The sequence below is a fragment of the Cellulomonas sp. P2_B4 genome, from assembly GCF_056404795.1.
Map to the genome: position 1 here is coordinate 17,476 of NZ_JBFUDI010000007.1, position 16,266 is coordinate 33,741.

A 16,266-nucleotide genomic window follows, 5' to 3' on the forward strand; every position below is an offset into this window, starting at 1 on the left:
TGCGCGCCGGCGCAGAGACACGCTCAGAGCGCGAGCTCGACCTCCTCGCCCTCGACCTCGCGGACCTCGCCGCCGACCTGGACGCGCCAGGGCCCCGGCGCGTTCCGGGCGACGACGCGCACCGAGGAACCGGTGCGGGTCACGACGAACGTCGTCGGCTCCCCACCGGCCGACGACGGGATCGCGGTCACCGAGCGGTGGCCGTCGGCGAGCTCGAACAGGCGCAGCGTGACCCCGTCGGCCCACGCGTAGTCCGGCCGGTCCTCGCGGGCGCCGACCGGCAGGACGGTGTCCGGGCGGACGTAGACGGGCAGCGACAGGAAGTCGTGCGTCTCGGCGTACCAGCGGGGGCCGGTGACCTGCTCGCCCGTGAGCAGCGAGGTCCACACCCCCTCCGGCACGTACACGTTCACCTGGCCGTCGGCCGTGAACACCGGCGCCACCAGCAGGCTCTCGCCGAGCATGTACTGCGTCGCGACGGTCGCCGCACCGGGGTCGTCGGGGAACTCCAGGACCATCGGGCGCATCACGGGGAGGCCGTGCTCGTGCGCGTCTTCGCCGAGCCGTCCCAGGTAGGGCATGAGGGAGAGCTTGAGCCGGGTGAACAGGCGCGCGACGTCGACGGCCTCCTCGTCGAACGCCCACGGCACCCGGTAGGAGTCAGAGCCGTGCAGCCGGCTGTGCGACGACAGCAGGCCGAACGCCAGCCAGCGCTTGAACACGGCCGCGTCGGGGGTGCCCTCGAAGCCGCCGATGTCGTGGCTCCAGTACCCGAAGCCCGACGACGCGAGCGACAGCCCGCCGCGCAGCGACTCGGCCATCGAGACGAACGTCGACTCGCAGTCGCCGCCCCAGTGCACGGGGAACTGCTGGCCGCCCGCGGTCGCCGACCGTGCGAACAGCACCGCCTCGCCCTCGCCGCGCTCGGCCTCGAGCACCTCGAACACCGCGCGGTTGTAGAGGTGCGTGTAGTAGTTGTGCATCCGCTCGGGGTCGGAGCCGTCGTGCCAGCGCACGTCCGTCGGGATGCGCTCGCCGAAGTCGGTCTTGAACGCGTCGACCCCTTGGACCAGCAGGTGCCGCAGGTGCCCCTGGTACCAGGCGACCGCGTCGGGGTTGGTGAAGTCGACGAGCGCCATGCCCGCCTGCCAGTCGTCGGTCTGCCAGACCGATCCGTCCGCGCGCGTCACCAGGTAGCCGCCGGCGCGACCCTCCTCGAAGAGCCGGGAGCGCTGCGCGATGTACGGGTTGATCCAGACGCAGACCTTGAGGTCCTTCTCGTGCAGGCGGGCCAGGAGCCCCTCGGGGTCCGGGAACGTCGCGGGGTCCCACGTGAAGTCGGTCCAGTGGAACGCGCGCATCCAGAAGCAGTCGAAGTGGAAGACGCTCAGGGGCAGCCCGCGGCCGGCCATCCCGTCGACGAACGACATGACCGTCGCCTCGTCGTACTGCGTGGTGAACGATGTCGAGAGCCACAGGCCGTACGACCAGGCCGGGACCCGCGCCGGGCGGCCGGTGAGCGCGGTGTACCGGCGCAGCACCTCCTTGGGCGACGGCCCGTGCACCACGTAGTACTGCAGCGTCTCCCCCGGCACCGAGAACTGCGTGCGCGAGACCGCCTCGGAGCCGACCTCGAACGAGACGTGCCCGGGGTGGTCGACGAACACGCCGTAGCCCGCGTCGGAGAGGTAGAACGGCACGTTCTTGTACGCCTGCTCGGTCGCCGTCCCGCCGTCGGCGTTCCAGATGTCGACGGACTGACCGTTCTTGACGAACGCGCCGAAGCGCTCCCCCAGGCCGTAGACGTGCTCGTCGACGCCCAGACCCAGCTGCTCGTGCACGTACCTCTCGCCGGCGGCGTCGGTCACGACGCCGATGCTGCGCTCGGTCGACGAGGTCAGGACGCGGCCGTCCGCCTCGAAGTCCACGTTCCACGCGCCGTCCGTCGAGACCCGGGCCGTGAGCCCGCCGGACGTCAACGACGCGACCGGACCGTCCGCGACGACCTTGACGTCGGTCTGCGACGACCGAGCCACCGCGAAGGCGGGCCGCGGGGGCACGCCCCCGGTGTGGTGCTCGATCCGCACCCCGATCACGTCGTCCATCGGCGACGTGAACGTCACCGTGACCAGCGGGCGGTTCAGGGTGTCGCCGCGCGAGGTCAGGGGCACGGTGGCGCTGTAGACCGTCAACGTGTCCTCGCCGACGACGACGTCGGCGACGCTGCGCGGACGCAGCACCTGAACGCCTGGGAGGAGCTGCCAGTAGCCGTTGGTGAACTTCATGGGGACGCCTTACTTGACCGCGCCGGCGGTCACGCCGCGCGTCAGGGTTCGCTGGAAGATCAGGAAGAAGAGCACTGCCGGCAGCAGCGAGACGAGGGCGCCGGCGTTCGTCGTCGGCGCGTCCATCATCCGGTCGCCCTGCAGCGACGCGAGCGCGACCGGGATGGTCTGGGTGTCGTTCGTCGTCAGCATCACCAGCGGGATGAAGAACTCGTTCCAGGTCCAGATGAAGAAGAAGATCATCAGGACCGACAGCGTCGGGCGCACGACGGGGAAGACGACCTTCCACAGCACCTGCCACCGGCTCGCGCCGTCCAGGGCCGCGGCCTCGAGCAGCGCCTTGGGGAAGGTGCCGAGCACCGACGCCAGCAGGTAGGTGCCGAACGCCGACTGGATGACGGTGAAGATGATGATCACCGACCACGGCGAGTTCGAGAGCCCGACCTGCTGGGCCATGGTGAACAGCGGGTAGATCAGGGCCTCCTGCGGCAGCATCGTCGCCAGCAGGAACAGCGAGACCACGAGCAGCCGGCCCTTCACGCGACCGACACCGATCGCGTAGGCGTTGAGCAGGGACAACAGGGTGCCCAGGATGGCGACCGCACCCGAGATCCAGATGGAGTTGACCAGCTTCTGCGGGAAGTCGACGCGGTTCCAGAACGTCGTCAGGCCCTTGGTGTAGATCTCGTGCGGAAGGCTCAGCGGGCCGTTCAGCGAGTAGTCGAGCGGCGACTTGAACGCGTTGAGCAGCATGATCAGGAACGGCAGGAGGATCGCGACGGCGACGAGGATCGCGCCGACCAGGACGACCCAGCGGGCCTTGCCGCGGCGGTGCCGGGCACCGCTCGTGAGGACCTCGGTGGCCATCAGCCCACACCTTCCTTGCGCTCGCTGCGCGCCTGCGCGACGAGGATCAGACCTGCGGCAATGACGATGACGAGGGTCAGCACGTTGGCCACCGCCGCCCCGTAGCCGACCTTCGACTTGTCGAAGAAGTTCAGGTACGAGTAGTAGCTCGGCACGAGGGTCGACCCCTCCGGTCCGCCGCGGGTGAGCACGTAGATCGGCCCGAACACCTTGAGCGCTGCGACCGTGCAGGTGAGCACGACGACGAACGTCTCGGGCTTGATCTGCGGGATCGTGATCGCGCGGAAGCGGCGCCACCAGCCGGCGCCGTCGAGCTCGGCGGCCTCGTACAGCTCGGGGTCCACGCGCTGCAGGGCGGACATGAAGATGACCACCGGGTAGCCGATCTGCACCCAGACGAGCACGAGCATCACGGTCGGCATGGCGGTCGTCGGCGACCCGAGCCAGTTGGGCGGGTTCTCGACGCCGAGCGAGCGCAGCACCTCGTTGACCGCGCCCGTCTGCGCGTTGAGGATCCAGTTCCACAGCACACCGGCGACCGCGACCGGGAGGATCTGCGGCAGGTAGTAGCTGGCCCGCAGCACGGAGGCCGAGCGTGACCCGAACTTCTTGCCGAGGTAGTCGAAGAGCACCGACGCGAGCAGCAGCCCGATGACGGTCGGCACGATCACCATCGCGACGATCATCGAGATCGAGTTCCGGAACGACGTCCAGAACTGCTCGTCGTGCAGCAGGGCCTGGTAGTTGTCGAGCCCCACCCAGTGGTGCGGCGCCATCCCGCCCTTCCACTTCTGGAAGCTGTACGCGATGTTCGTCGCGAACGGGATGCCGATGACCACGACGAACGCGATCGCGCCCGGTGCGAGGTAGGGCAGGTAGGCCACCCAGGTCGGGCGCTTCTTCTTGCGGACGTGCGGCGCGGCGTTCTCGGGCGTCTTGTCCGACGAGGTCGCGGGCCGGCTGTCGAGAGCTTCGGTGCTCATGGTCTGTCCTCCGTGGGGCGCCCGGGGCGGGTCGGTGCTCGGCCCGCCCCGGGCGCGTCGGGTCACTCGCCGAGCAGGTCGGCCTTGCCGGACTCGTACGCGTCCTTGAGGCCGTCGAGCACCTCGGCGGGCGTCTTGGACTGGTTGACCAGCGACTGGAGCTGGCTGACGATCACGTCGTAGAAGCCGGCGACGGGCCAGTCCGGGTAGTACGCGAGGCCGTCGTCGGCCAGGATGTCCGCGAAGTTCTGGGTCATCTCGGCCGTCTTGGGGTCGGTGATCGCGCTGGGGTCGCCGGCGACCGGCAGGCCACCCTTCTCGCCGAGCACGTTCTGCACCTCGGGGCGCAGCGTGATGTCGATGAAGTCCTCGGCGAGCGTCTTGGAGTCCGCGTTCTGGGGGACCACCCAGATGTTGCCCGACGAGCCCGGGTGCAGCGTGTTCTCCGGGAAGTTCGTCTGGGCCCAGTCGAACTGGATCTCCTCGGCCAGGCGGCCGAACCACCAGGAGCCGGAGACCATGATCGGGTAGGTGCCGTTGATGAACGAGACGCCCATGTCCTCGGCGGTCAGGCCGGCCGCGTCGGACGCGATGTAGCCCTTCTTGACCCACTCGTCGAGCTTCTCGGTGGCCTTGGTCATCGCGTCGCCGTGCCAGTCGACGTCGTTCTTGAACAGCTGGTAGTCGTCGACGAGCGCGCGGTCCCCGTAGTGCAGGACGAGCTCGTACCAGAGCTGACCGAGCGGGTACTCGGCTCCGGCCTCGGCGAGCGGCGTGACGCCGTTCTCCTTGAAGGTCGCCAGGGCTGCCTCGAAGCCGTCGAACGTCGTCGGCACCTCGATGCCGTACTGCGCGAACAGGTCCTTGTTGAGGTAGACGCCGACGAACTCGCCGTAGTTCGGCACGCCGTACCAGTCGCCCGACCCCATGAGGCCGTTCTCGTCGTACATGGCCGTCGTCGCGAGCGAGCCGGAGAGCGTCTTGTCCCAGCCCTTCTCCTTCGCCACGTCGGTGAGCGGCGTCAGCAGACCCTGCGACGCGAGCTGGCCCGCGGTGGCGTTGCCCTTGTTGTACTCCATGACGTCCGGGACGTCGTCGCCGGTGAGCACGATCTTGGCGTTCTTCTGGATCTGCTCGAACGTCTGGTGTTCGAGGTCGACCTTCACGCCGGGGTGCTCCGTCTTGAAGATCTCGATGGCCTTGTCCCAGGCCTGGCCCATGGCCGAGTCCTCGGACTCGTAGTGCCAGACGGTGAGGGTGTCCTCGTCGGAGTCGCCGCCCCCGCTGCCGCCGCTGCTGCTGCAGGCGGTCAGGGCGGTCGTGGTCAGGAGGGCGGCGGTCCCGACGGCCGCCCATCGCCGTGTGCTGTTCCTCATCCGGGTTCTCCTCATCGAGTGGATGTCGACCGGATGGTGTCCGATCGTCGAAGCGCTTCGATAAACTAGCGCGTGATTTTTGCGATGTCCAGACCGGACATCCGGGGACTTTGGGTGCGTGATTGGCCCTCGACAGTCGAAGCGCTTCGCTTCTACGCTCTGACGTGGGGCGATGCCGCTAGGGTTTCTCCCGGCGCCGGTGTGCCCGGCCCCGAGACGAAGGAGGCGGAGCGCCGTGACCACGATCGACGACGTCGCGCGCGCAGCCGGGGTGTCGGTCTCGACGGTCTCCTACGCCCTGTCCGGCAAGCGGCCCATCTCCGCGACGACGCGCGAGCGTATCGAGCGCGCGGTCCAGGAGCTCGGCTACCGGCCGCACGCGGGCGCCCGGGCGCTCGCCTCGCAGCGCACCAACGTGCTCGCCCTCATGGCGCCCCTGCGCGTCGACGTCAACGTCGGCGTCATCATGCAGTTCGTCACCGGCGTGGTCACCCGTGCCCGCGACTTCGAGCACGACGTCCTGCTGCTCACCCAGGATGACCACGCCGGGGTCGAGCGCGTCGCCGCCGGCTCCATGGTCGACGCCGTGATCATGATGGACGTCGAGGCCGAGGACCCCCGGCTGCCGATCCTGCGCCGTCAGCGCCAGCCCGCCGTCCTCATCGGACTTCCCCGCGACGCCGCCGGCCTGTCCTGCGTGGACCTGGACTTCGAGGCCGTCACGCGGACCGCTGTCGACCACCTCGTCGGCCTCGGGCACCGGCGCATCGCGTTCATCGGGTCCCCACCGGTCGTGCTCGACCGGCACACGACCTACGCGATGCGCACGGTCAGCGGCTTCCGCGCGGAGACCGAGCGCCTGGGCGTCGAGGCCGTCTTCGAGCCGTGCGAGTCGTCGCACGCCGGCGCCGACGCCGCCCTCGACCGCGTGCTCGACCGCCTCCCCGACGTCACCGGGCTCGTGGTGCACAACGAGGTCGCCCTGCCCGCGGTCCTCGCCGGGCTGCGCGAGCGCGGCATCCAGGTCCCGCGCGACATGTCCGTCGTCGCGGTGTGCCCGCGCGACGTGGCGACCGGCCAGACGCAGCAGCTCACCGCCGTCGACATCCCGGCCGCCCGGATCGGCGCGGTCGCCGTCGAGATGGTGATGGCCCGCCTCGACGAGGGTCAGACGCCCGAGACGCGCCTGCTCGCGCCCGAGCTCACCGTCCGCGAGACGACCGCCCCGGCGCTATAGCCAGGCTCCCCCGCGCAGCACGCGCAGCGGCCGCAGGTCGTCGTCGGTCACGACGACGTCCGCTCGTCGACCCGCAGCCAGCGCGCCGAGGTCGCGCCGACCCAGCACGTCCGCCGGCACGGTCGCCGCCGACAGCACCGCGTCCTCGAGCGGCACCCCGGCCGCGACGACGTTCCGGACGAGGTCGATCAGGTGTGCGACGCCCCCGGCGATCGCGCCGCCCTTCGCCAGCCGGGCCACCCCACCGTCGACGACGACCTCCATCGGCCCCAGCTGGTAGGACCCGTCCGGCATGCCGGCCGCAGCCATCGCGTCCGTGACCAGCGCGATCGACCCCGCGCCGAGCAGGTCGAACACCGACAGGACCGTGGCGTCGGCCAGGTGCGTCCCGTCCGCGACCAGCTCGACCACCAGCTCGCCGCGCGCCGCGGCCGCCAGGCACGCGGCGATCGGGCCGGGGTCGCGGTGGTGCAGCGGCCGCATGCCGTTGAAGAGGTGCGTCGCCGTGAGCCGGCGGTTGCTCGTGGCGGCCAGCAGGTCGAAACCGCGGTCCACCGCCGCCTCCACCTGCTCCGCGGACGCGTCCGTGTGGCCGATCGACGGGATCGCCCCCGCGTCGACGAGCGCCGGCAGGACCTCGTCGGCGACGCCCGGCACCTCGGGCGCGATGGTCATGGTGACGAGGTGGCCACGGGCCGCCTGCGCGATCGCCGTCGTGAGCGCCGCGGAACCGGCGAGCATGTCGGCCGGGTTCTGCGCGCCGCACCGGTCCGCCGACAAGAACGGCCCCTCGAGGTGGATGCCCACGATCTCCCCCGCGTCCGCGAGGTCCGCCAGCAGCGCGGTCCGCTCGAGCAGGACGTCGCGCGGGGCCGTGACCAGCGACGCGACGAGGCTCGTCGTCCCGTGCCGCCGGTGCTCGTCGACCGCGGTCTGCGCGTCGGCTGCGTCGACCGCGTCCGGGAAGCTCGCACCGCCACCACCGTGGCAGTGCAGGTCGACCAGGCCCGGCAGGAGCGTGTCGCCCGTCGGGTCCGGTAGCGACCACGCCGGCGGCAGCCCGTCGGACGGGCCGACCCAGACGATCGTCTCGTCGTCGACCACGACCGCTCCGTCGTCGACGATGCCTCGGGGGGTCACCAGGCGTCCGCGCAGGACGAGGGGCTCGCTCACGGGTCCATCCTCGCTCACGCGACACCCACGAACTGGCGCGGTCGACACCACGACGGCGCCGAGATCGTGCGTCTGCCTCGAGATCGTGCGTCGGAACCCACGATCTCGAGGCAGACGCACGATCTCGCGGTGCGCGGGCCCGGCGCTAGAACAGGCGCGAGCCGCTGTCGTCGACGCCCTTCATGGCGTCGTAGTCCAGCACCAGGCAGCCGATGCCGCGGTCGGTGGCGAGCACGCGCGCCTGCGGCTTGATCTCCTGGGCGGCGAACACACCGCGGACGGGGGCGAGGTGGGGGTCGCGGTTGAGCAGCTCGAGGTAGCGGGTCAGCTGCTCGACGCCGTCGATGTCGCCCCGGCGCTTGATCTCGACGGCCACGGTGCCGCCGGCGGGGTCCTTGGCCAGGATGTCGACCGGACCGATGGCGGTCGGGTACTCGCGCCGCACCAGCGTGTGGCCGGTGCCCAGCAGGATGATCTGCGCCGCGAGGAGCTCCTGCAGGTGCGCCTCGACGCCGTCCTTCACCAGGCCAGGATCCACGCCGAGGTCGTGCGCGGAGTCGCTCTGGACCTCGTGCAGCTCGATCTCGAGCCGGTCGTCGGACTTCTGGTGCTGCACGGTCCAGACCTGGGTCACGCCACGCGCGGCGGCCTCCTCGGACGGCTCCAGCACCGCGAGCGAGCACGGCGGGCTCATCCAGTTCAGCGGCTTGTACGACCCGCCGTCGGAGTGCAGCAGCACGCTGCCGTCGGCCTTCACGACGAGGAGTCGCGTGGCCAAGGGCAGGTGGGCGTTGAGTCGACCGCTGTAGCGCGCCGAGCAGGAGGCGACGACGAGGCGCACGGGATCCGCTTTCGGGAGGGACTAGGTGACCGAGTTGACGCGCGAGGGCGTCGCCTCGATCCAGGACGTCAGGCCGGTGTAGGCCTCGGCGCTCAGCAGGAGATAGAAGTCGTGATCGGTCCGGCAGGTCGCGACGACGAGCTGGTCACCGGACGCGCCGTCCGGGTTCTGCCAGCGGCGCTCGACGACGCTCAGGCCGACGCGGTTCCAGCGGATGCGGGGCCGGGGCGCCAGCGACCAGCGGCTCCAGAAATAGAGCTTGGCGGACCCGTACTGCGCGACGCCGGTGGTCCACGGTCCCTGGGGCGTCTTCGACACCCAGCAGTGGAACGAGCCGACGCGGCGGTCCAGCGTGTGAACCCGGGACAACCAGAGCAGAACGGTCACCACGGCGAGCAGAGCAGCCCCGAGCATCAGCGCGACGACCACCCCGCTCACCGTGGACTGGACCTCAGTGCGCCGTGGTCGTCGCGGGGCGAGAGCCCGACACGGCGTCGTCGACGACGATCGTCAGGTGGTTGGAGTCGAACGAGAGGAACCCGCCCTCGACCTGCCAGCGCTCGGGCTGTGCACCGCGCTCCGGGAACACCCGGACCTCGCCGGGCTGCAGCACGGAGAGCACGGGCTCGTGCCCGGCCAGGATGCCGATCTCGCCCTCGCCGGCCTTCGCCGACACCTGCCAGGCGCTACCGGACCAGAGCTTGCCCTCGGCACCGACGATCTCGACCTCGATGTCTGCCACGAGCACTCCTTCCTCGAGAAGATGGGTGGGGCGCCGTCAACCGACGGCGCCCCGCGGGCGTCTCAGACGCCGTAGTCCTTCTGGATGCGGGCCCAGTTGCGCTCGAGGTCCTCGAGGCCGCCGATGTTGAAGAACGCCTGCTCGGCCATGTGGTCGAACTCGCCGTCGGCGATCTTGCCGAAGGCCTCGACGGTCTCGCTCAGCGGGACCGTCGAACCGACGACACCGGTGAACTTCTCGGCCATGTACGTGTTCTGCGAGAGGAACTGCTGGATGCGGCGGGCACGGGCCACGACCGTCTTGTCCTCCTCCGACAGCTCGTCGACACCGAGGATCGCGATGATGTCCTGGAGCTCCTTGTTGCGCTGCAGGATCGACTTCACGCGGGTCGCGGCGTCGTAGTGCGCCTGGCCGACGTACCGCGGGTCGAGGATCCGGCTGGTGGAGGTCAGCGGGTCGACGGCGGGGTACAGACCGCGGGAGGCGATCTCACGCGAGAGCTCGGTCGTGGCGTCCAGGTGCGCGAACGTCGTGGCCGGGGCCGGGTCGGTGTAGTCGTCGGCGGGCACGTAGATCGCCTGCAGCGAGGTGATGGAGTGGCCACGCGTCGAGGTGATGCGCTCCTGCAGGAGGCCCATCTCGTCGGCGAGGTTCGGCTGGTAGCCGACGGCGGACGGCATGCGGCCGAGCAGCGTCGAGACCTCGGAACCGGCCTGCGTGAACCGGAAGATGTTGTCGATGAAGAGCAGCACGTCCTGCTTCTGCACGTCGCGGAAGTACTCCGCCATCGTCAGCGCGGACAGGGCGACGCGCAGACGCGTGCCCGGCGGCTCGTCCATCTGGCCGAAGACGAGCGCCGTCTTGTCGAAGACGCCGGCCTCCTCCATCTCGACGATGAGGTCGTTGCCCTCACGGGTGCGCTCGCCGACACCGGCGAACACCGACACACCACCGTGGTTGAGCGCGACGCGCTGGATCATCTCCTGGATGAGGACCGTCTTGCCGACGCCCGCACCACCGAAGAGACCGATCTTCCCGCCGAGCACGTACGGCGTGAGCAGGTCGATGACCTTGATGCCGGTCTCGAACATCTGCGTCTTGCTCTCGAGCTGGTCGAAGGCCGGGGGCGTGCGGTGGATGGGCCAGCGCTCGGTGACCTCGAACTTCTCGCCCTCCTTGAGGTTGAGCACCTCGCCGATGACGTTGAAGACGTGACCCTTGGTGATGTCGCCGACCGGGACGCTGATCGCCTCGCCGGTGTCGCGCACGAGCGCGCCACGGACCAGGCCGTCGGTCGGCTTCAGTGCGATGGCACGCACGAGCGAGTCACCGAGGTGCTGCGCGACCTCGAGCGTCATCTCGACGCCGCCCTCGGCCTCGCCCTCGCCCTGCGCCGAGAGGTCGATGGTGACCTTGAGCGCGTTGTAGATGTCGGGGATCTGGTCCGACGGGAACTCGATGTCGACGACCGGGCCGATGACCCGGGCGACGCGGCCCACGCCGGGACCGGAGGCGTGCTCGACGGCAGCTTCGGTGGTGGTGGCAGTCATGTTCTTCTCCGGTTGGAAAGGGTTTTCGTGGGATCAGCCGGCGAGCGCGTCGGCGCCCGACACGATCTCGCTGATCTCTTGCGTGATCTCGGCCTGGCGGGCCTGGTTGGCGAGCCGGGTGTACATGCGCACCAGGTCCTCCGCGTTCTCGGTGGCGGTGTGCATCGCACGCTGGCGCGCGGCCAGCTCGGACGCCGCGGCCTGCAGCAGGCAGGTGTAGATGCGGCTGCGCACGTACCGCGGCAGCAGGGCGTCCAGGACGTCCTCCGGCGACGGCTCGAACTCGTACAGCGGCGTGATCTCGTGATCGCCGACCGGCTCGACGCCGTCGACGACCTCGAGGGGCAGCAGCCGGATGACGCGCGGGGTCTGCGTGACCATGTTCTTGAAGTGCGTGAACACGACGTGCAGCTCCGAGACGCCGCCCTGGTCGGCCGGCGCACCGAACGCCGTCAGCAGGGCGTCCGCGATCTCGTCCGCGGTGTCGATCGAGGGAGCGTCCGAGTTGCCGGTCCACTGCCCCGCGAGCTCACGGCTACGGAACGCGTAGTACGAGACGGCGCGGCGGCCGGTCGCGTACACGACCGGCTCCTTGCCTGCCTCGGTGAGCCGGCCGATGAGGCGCTCGGCCTCCCGGATGACGCTCGCCGAGTAGGCACCGGCCATGCCGCGGTCCGAGGTCACGACGAGCACGGCCACGCGGTTGGTGTCCGTGCGCTCCGTGAGCAGCGGGTGCGACACGTTGGAGTGCGTCGCCACCGCCGAGACCGCCCGGGTCAGCGCGCGCGAGTACGGCGTCGAGGCCGTCACGCGGGCGCGCGCCTTCCCGATGCGCGAGGCAGCGATGAGCTCCATCGCGCGGAAGATCTTCTTCAGCGACTGTGTCGACCGGATCCGCTGCCGGTAGACGCGCTGCTGACCTGCCACGGTCAGCCCTTCTTCTGCCGGACGATCTGCTCCTGCTCGACATCCACCTCGGCGCCGTCGTCGACCGAGCCGACGAGCGTGGAGCCGTCACCCACGAGGAAGCCGTTGCGGAACTCGTCGATCGCCGCGCCGAGGGCCTCCTCCGTCGCGTCGTCCAGCTTGCCGGACGAGGCGATGGTGCCCAGGACGTCGGTGTTGCGACGCAGGTGGTCGAGCAGCTCGCTCTCGAACCGGCGCACGTCGCCCAGCGGGACGTCGTCCAGCTTGCCCTTGGTGCCGGCCCAGATCGACGCGACCTGGTCCTCGACCGGGTACGGCGAGTACTGGGCCTGCTTGAGCAGCTCCATCAGGCGCGCACCACGGGTCAGCTGCGCACGGGACGCGGCGTCGAGGTCCGAGGCGAACATGGCGAACGCCTCGAGCGAGCGGAACTGCGCCAGGTCGAGCTTCAGCGTGCCGGAGACTTGCTTCATCGCCTTGACCTGGGCGGCACCACCGACGCGGGACACCGAGATGCCGACGTCGACGGCGGGGCGCTGGTCGGCGTTGAACAGGTCCGACTGCAGGAAGATCTGGCCGTCGGTGATCGAGATGACGTTGGTCGGGATGTACGCCGAGACGTCGTTGGCCTTGGTCTCGATGACCGGCAGACCCGTCATCGAGCCGGCACCCAGCTCGTCGGAGAGCTTGGCACAACGCTCGAGCAGACGGGAGTGCAGGTAGAAGACGTCACCGGGGTACGCCTCGCGGCCCGGCGGGCGGCGCAGCAGCAGCGACACGGCGCGGTACGCCTCGGCCTGCTTCGACAGGTCGTCGAACACGATGAGGACGTGCTTGCCCTGGTACATCCAGTGCTGGCCGATGGCCGAGCCGGTGTACGGGGCGAGGTACTTGAAGCCGGCCGGGTCGGACGCCGGGGCCGCGACGATCGTCGTGTACTCCAGGGCGCCGGCCTCCTCCAGGGCGCCGCGGACGGCGGCGATGGTGGAACCCTTCTGACCGATGGCGACGTAGATGCAGCGGACCTGCTTGGTCGCGTCGCCCGTCTCCCAGTTGGCCTTCTGGTTGATGATCGTGTCGATCGCGATCGCCGTCTTGCCGGTCTGGCGGTCGCCGATGATGAGCTGGCGCTGGCCGCGGCCGATCGGGATCATCGCGTCGATGGCCTTGAGGCCGGTCTGCAGCGGCTCGTGCACGCTCTTGCGGTGCATGACGCCGGGGGCCTGCAGCTCGAGCGCGCGGCGACCTTCGGTCACGAGCTCGCCCAGACCGTCGATCGGCTGGCCCAGCGGGTCCACGACGCGGCCGAGGTAGCCGTCGCCGATGGGGACCGAGAGGACCTCGCCCGTGCGGCGGACCTCCTGGCCCTCCTCGATGCCCGTGAACTCACCCAGGACGACGACGCCGATCGTGCGGACGTCGAGGTTGAGCGCGAGGCCGAGCGTGCCGTCCTCGAAGCGGAGCAGCTCGTTCGCCATCGCGCCGGGCAGACCTTCGACCTGCGCGATGCCGTCGGCCGTCAGCGTCACGCGGCCGACCTCTTCGGTCACCACGCCGCTCGGCTCGTAGGACTTCACGAAGCTGTCCAGCGCGGCCCGGATCTCGTCCGGCCGGATCGTCAGCTCAGCCATTGCTCTTCTCCTGTCGTGACCACGCGGTGCGCGGTCGTACGTTCGTTCACGTCGTTCGATGGGCCGGCCTGGGGCCGATACTCAGCTGGCAAGTCGTCGTCGTGCGTCGGCGAGCCGCGCGAGCACGGTCGAGTCGACCACGTCCGCCCCCACCTGGATGCGCAGGCCGCCGAGGATCTCGGGGTCCACGGTCACGTTGAGCTGCAGGTCACGGCCGTAGGCCTGCTGCAGGATCGAGCCGAGTCGGTCCATCTGCGCCTGCGACAGCTCGCTGCCGGAGGTCACGGAGGCCACGAGGCGCTGGCGACGCTCTGCGGCCAGCTCGGCCACGTCACCGAGCGTGGCGACGAACCGCTTGCCCCGGGGCGAGGCGGTCGCCCGGCGCGCCACCTGCAGCGTCGCGTCGGTCACCTTGCCCTCGAGCAGGTTGTCGACGAGCTTCACGCGGTTCTCGCGCGTGCCCCGCGGGTCGAACAGAGCCGAGCGCACCTCGCGCTGGCCGACGAGCGACCGCGTGATGCGGAACAGCTCGTCCTCGACCCGCTCGAGCTCGTTGCTCGCCTCGGCGGACGCCAGGACGGCGTCGAAGCCGAGCTGCTCGACGGCGTCGGCCAGGTCCTCCTCGGAGGTCCATCGCGCGCTCACCAGGTCGGAGACCGCCGCGACGACACGCTCGTCCAAGCTCGCCAGGACGGAGCGGACCAGGCCCGTCTTCGCGTCCGCGGGCAGCGCGGGGTCGGACAGGGTGCGCCGCAGCGAACCCGAGGAGTCCAGGGCGTCGACGACGGCGAACAGCTGCTCGCCGAGCTCGGCCGCCTGCTTGCCCCCGGCGGTCAGGACCGGCGCGAACCGCTCCTGTGCCGCCGTGAGCGAAGCGAGACTCGTTCCGCGCATCAGTTCTCCTTGGCCGCAGAGGTAGCGGCAGTAGAGGCCTCGAGGTCCGCGAGGAAGCGGTCGACCACGCGCGACTGGCGGGCCGTGTCCTCGAGGGACTCCCCGACGATCTTGGACGCGAGCTCGGTGGCGAGCGCCCCGACGTCGGCGCGCAGCGAGACGGCCGCCTGCTGGCGCTCCGCCTCGATCTGACGCTGAGCCGTCTCGACGGTGCGTGCCGCGTCCGCGGTCGCCTTCGCCTTGATCTCGGCGGAGATCGCGCCACCCTCGACGCGAGCTGCCTCCTTGATGCGGGCTGCCTCGGTGCGTGCGTCGGCGAGCTGCTGCTCGTACTCGGCGCGCAGCGCGGCCGCCTCGGCCTGTGCGACCTCGGCGTGCTGCAGACCGCCCTCGATCTTCTCCGCGCGCTCGTCGAGGATCGCCTGGAACTTCGGCAGCGCGTACTTCATGAACACGAGGAAGATGATGACGACGATGACGAGCGACCAGACGATGTCGTACGTCTCGGGCAGGAGCGGGTTCAGCTCCTCGGTGTCGGTTGTCTCCGCCACGCTCTGCGCGGCAGCGACGAGCGTCGAGGTGATCACTTCAAGAAGAAGGGCGTGGCGATCGCGAGGAGCGCCAGGATCTCGATGAACGCCAGGCCGATGAACATCGTCGAACGGAGCTGGCCGGACATCTCAGGCTGGCGGGCCATGCCCTCGATCGTCTTGCCGAACAGGATGCCGAGGCCGATGCCGGGGCCGATGGCCGCCAGACCGTATCCGACGAGTGCGAGGCCGGTGATTTCCACTGGATCTGGTTCCTTTCATCTGCGCGCCGCTCGGCGCGTCCGTTACGGGGCGACGGTCCGGGATCAGCCCGTCGCTGGGAGTGCGTCGATCAGTGCTCTTCGGAGATCGACATCTGCAGGTAGACGGCGGTGAGGATCGAGAACACGTACGCCTGGAGCAGCGCGACGAAGACCTCGAGCAGGAAGAACGCGAACCCGGCGACGAAGGTCACGGCGCCGAACAGCTTGAGCCCGTTGGAGGCCTCGAAGAACAGGAACGAGGTCGCCGCGAAGCACAGGGCGAGCAGGAGGTGGCCGGCCATCATGTTGGCCAGGAGCCGGATGACGAGGGTCGCCGGGCGCAGCAGGAAGACCTGCAGGAACTCGACGGGCGTCAGCAGGAAGTAGATCGGCCACGGGACGCCGGGCGGGAAGAGGCTGTGCTTGAGGTACCCGCCGACGCCGAACTTCTTGACGCCCTGGCTCAGGTACATGAAGTAGACCCACAGCGCGAAGATGATCGGCAGGCCGATCACCGAGGTCCCCGCGATGTTGAGGAACGGGATCACGCCGGTGATGTTGAAGAAGAAGACGGCGAAGAAGATCGTCGTGATCATCGGGACGTACTTCTTGCCGTCCTTCTCACCGAGGATCTCGAACGCGATCTGCGTCCGGCAGAAGTCGAGCCCCATCTCCAGCGCACTCTGGAAGCGACCCGGGACGAGCTTCGCGCGACGGGCCCCGATGACGAAGATCACCAGGAACACGATGACGGCGATGAAGCGGACCAGGATGATCCGGTTGATCTCGAACGGCGTGCCCTCGAACCAGATGGCCGGCGGGAAGAAGTCAGCGAGCGAAGGCGGGTGAAAGCCACCGCTGCCGTCATCCGCGGCAAGCGGCAGGATCGTCGCAAGGCTGGACAGGGCGGTCTCCTGGTGGTCGTGTGCTCCGCGCCGGCCGCATCAGTGCGGGCACAGGCACGGCG

Annotated in this window: 16 protein-coding genes; 1 reads left to right on the plus strand and 15 read right to left on the minus strand. The window is 69.8% G+C overall.

Translation table 11 applies throughout. The annotated features are described in order from the left end of the window. Positions 1-23 precede the first annotated feature (23 nt). The 4 genes from yicI to AC1DZC_RS13375 form a co-directional block, all read right to left on the minus strand. Positions 24-2,285 carry an alpha-xylosidase gene (gene yicI, locus AC1DZC_RS13360; RefSeq protein ID WP_477043614.1) on the minus strand — a complete coding sequence of 754 codons (2,262 nt, stop codon included), beginning with the start codon at positions 2,283-2,285 and terminating at the stop codon, positions 24-26. 9 nt (positions 2,286-2,294) lie between these two features. Further along, a complete protein-coding gene (locus AC1DZC_RS13365) occupies positions 2,295-3,152 on the minus strand; it encodes a carbohydrate ABC transporter permease (RefSeq protein ID WP_477040004.1) in 858 nt (285 codons plus the stop codon). Further along, the gene (locus AC1DZC_RS13370) at positions 3,152-4,135 is read right to left on the minus strand and encodes a carbohydrate ABC transporter permease (protein WP_477043615.1); all 984 of its coding nucleotides are present in this window, start codon (positions 4,133-4,135) and stop codon (positions 3,152-3,154) included. Before AC1DZC_RS13370 ends, AC1DZC_RS13365 begins: the two co-directional genes overlap by 1 nt. A 62-nt stretch (positions 4,136-4,197) precedes the next feature. After that, complete coding sequence (locus AC1DZC_RS13375; protein ID WP_477040002.1) at positions 4,198-5,511, minus strand: ABC transporter substrate-binding protein; 1,314 nt, start codon at positions 5,509-5,511, stop codon at positions 4,198-4,200. Between the two features lie 235 nt (positions 5,512-5,746). Here AC1DZC_RS13375 and AC1DZC_RS13380 point away from each other — a divergent pair, with 235 nt between their 5' ends. Beyond that, positions 5,747-6,748 carry a LacI family DNA-binding transcriptional regulator gene (locus tag AC1DZC_RS13380; RefSeq protein WP_477043616.1) on the plus strand — a complete coding sequence of 334 codons (1,002 nt, stop codon included), beginning with the start codon at positions 5,747-5,749 and terminating at the stop codon, positions 6,746-6,748. On the opposite strand, the gene AC1DZC_RS13385 is transcribed toward AC1DZC_RS13380, so the two are convergent. The 11 genes from AC1DZC_RS13385 to atpB all read right to left on the minus strand — a co-directional run bounded on the left by AC1DZC_RS13385 (position 6,743) and on the right by atpB (position 16,204). Beyond that, positions 6,743-7,921, minus strand: a complete 1,179-nt coding sequence (locus AC1DZC_RS13385; protein WP_477043617.1) for an N-acetylglucosamine-6-phosphate deacetylase — start codon at positions 7,919-7,921, stop codon at positions 6,743-6,745. The genes AC1DZC_RS13380 and AC1DZC_RS13385 overlap by 6 nt on opposite strands. A gap of 145 nt (positions 7,922-8,066) precedes the next feature. Continuing rightward, complete coding sequence (nucS, locus tag AC1DZC_RS13390) at positions 8,067-8,762, minus strand: endonuclease NucS (RefSeq protein WP_477039999.1); 696 nt, start codon at positions 8,760-8,762, stop codon at positions 8,067-8,069. Between the two features lie 21 nt (positions 8,763-8,783). Continuing rightward, positions 8,784-9,200: a DUF2550 family protein gene (locus AC1DZC_RS13395; protein ID WP_477039998.1), complete on the minus strand. Its 417-nt coding sequence runs from the start codon at positions 9,198-9,200 to the stop codon at positions 8,784-8,786. 13 nt (positions 9,201-9,213) lie between these two features. Next, complete coding sequence (locus AC1DZC_RS13400; protein ID WP_477043618.1) at positions 9,214-9,504, minus strand: F0F1 ATP synthase subunit epsilon; 291 nt, start codon at positions 9,502-9,504, stop codon at positions 9,214-9,216. Between the two features lie 62 nt (positions 9,505-9,566). Next, a complete protein-coding gene (gene atpD, locus AC1DZC_RS13405) occupies positions 9,567-11,054 on the minus strand; it encodes a F0F1 ATP synthase subunit beta (RefSeq protein ID WP_477039996.1) in 1,488 nt (495 codons plus the stop codon). 33 nt (positions 11,055-11,087) lie between these two features. Continuing rightward, the gene (locus tag AC1DZC_RS13410) at positions 11,088-11,981 is read right to left on the minus strand and encodes a F0F1 ATP synthase subunit gamma (protein WP_477039995.1); all 894 of its coding nucleotides are present in this window, start codon (positions 11,979-11,981) and stop codon (positions 11,088-11,090) included. 2 nt (positions 11,982-11,983) lie between these two features. Beyond that, entirely contained in the window at positions 11,984-13,612 is a 1,629-nt protein-coding gene (atpA, locus tag AC1DZC_RS13415) for a F0F1 ATP synthase subunit alpha (RefSeq protein ID WP_477043619.1), read from the minus strand. Positions 13,613-13,693: 81 nt separating this feature from the next. Further along, positions 13,694-14,506: a F0F1 ATP synthase subunit delta gene (locus AC1DZC_RS13420; protein WP_477043620.1), complete on the minus strand. Its 813-nt coding sequence runs from the start codon at positions 14,504-14,506 to the stop codon at positions 13,694-13,696. Then, positions 14,506-15,090: a F0F1 ATP synthase subunit B gene (locus AC1DZC_RS13425; RefSeq protein ID WP_477040020.1), complete on the minus strand. Its 585-nt coding sequence runs from the start codon at positions 15,088-15,090 to the stop codon at positions 14,506-14,508. Before AC1DZC_RS13425 ends, AC1DZC_RS13420 begins: the two co-directional genes overlap by 1 nt. Next, positions 15,090-15,299, minus strand: coding sequence for an ATP synthase F0 subunit C (atpE, locus tag AC1DZC_RS13430; RefSeq protein WP_370504580.1), 210 nt, complete (start codon positions 15,297-15,299; stop codon positions 15,090-15,092). Before atpE ends, AC1DZC_RS13425 begins: the two co-directional genes overlap by 1 nt. Positions 15,300-15,388: 89 nt before the next feature. Further along, positions 15,389-16,204 carry a F0F1 ATP synthase subunit A gene (atpB, locus tag AC1DZC_RS13435; protein ID WP_477043710.1) on the minus strand — a complete coding sequence of 272 codons (816 nt, stop codon included), beginning with the start codon at positions 16,202-16,204 and terminating at the stop codon, positions 15,389-15,391. Positions 16,205-16,266: the final 62 nt, after the last annotated feature.

Bases quoted from the DNA above. Each gene is read 5' to 3' on its own strand.
- atpA (WP_477043619.1), bottom strand. From the start codon at position 13,612: ATGGCTGAGCTGACGATCCGGCCGGACGAGATCCGGGCCGCGCTGGAC.
- AC1DZC_RS13375 (WP_477040002.1), bottom strand. From the start codon at position 5,511: ATGAGGAACAGCACACGGCGATGGGCGGCCGTCGGGACCGCCGCCCTC.
- AC1DZC_RS13420 (WP_477043620.1), bottom strand. From the start codon at position 14,506: ATGCGCGGAACGAGTCTCGCTTCGCTCACGGCGGCACAGGAGCGGTTC.
- AC1DZC_RS13365 (WP_477040004.1), bottom strand. From the start codon at position 3,152: ATGGCCACCGAGGTCCTCACGAGCGGTGCCCGGCACCGCCGCGGCAAG.
- yicI (WP_477043614.1), bottom strand. From the start codon at position 2,285: ATGAAGTTCACCAACGGCTACTGGCAGCTCCTCCCAGGCGTTCAGGTG.
- AC1DZC_RS13370 (WP_477043615.1), bottom strand. From the start codon at position 4,135: ATGAGCACCGAAGCTCTCGACAGCCGGCCCGCGACCTCGTCGGACAAG.
- atpD (WP_477039996.1), bottom strand. From the start codon at position 11,054: ATGACTGCCACCACCACCGAAGCTGCCGTCGAGCACGCCTCCGGTCCC.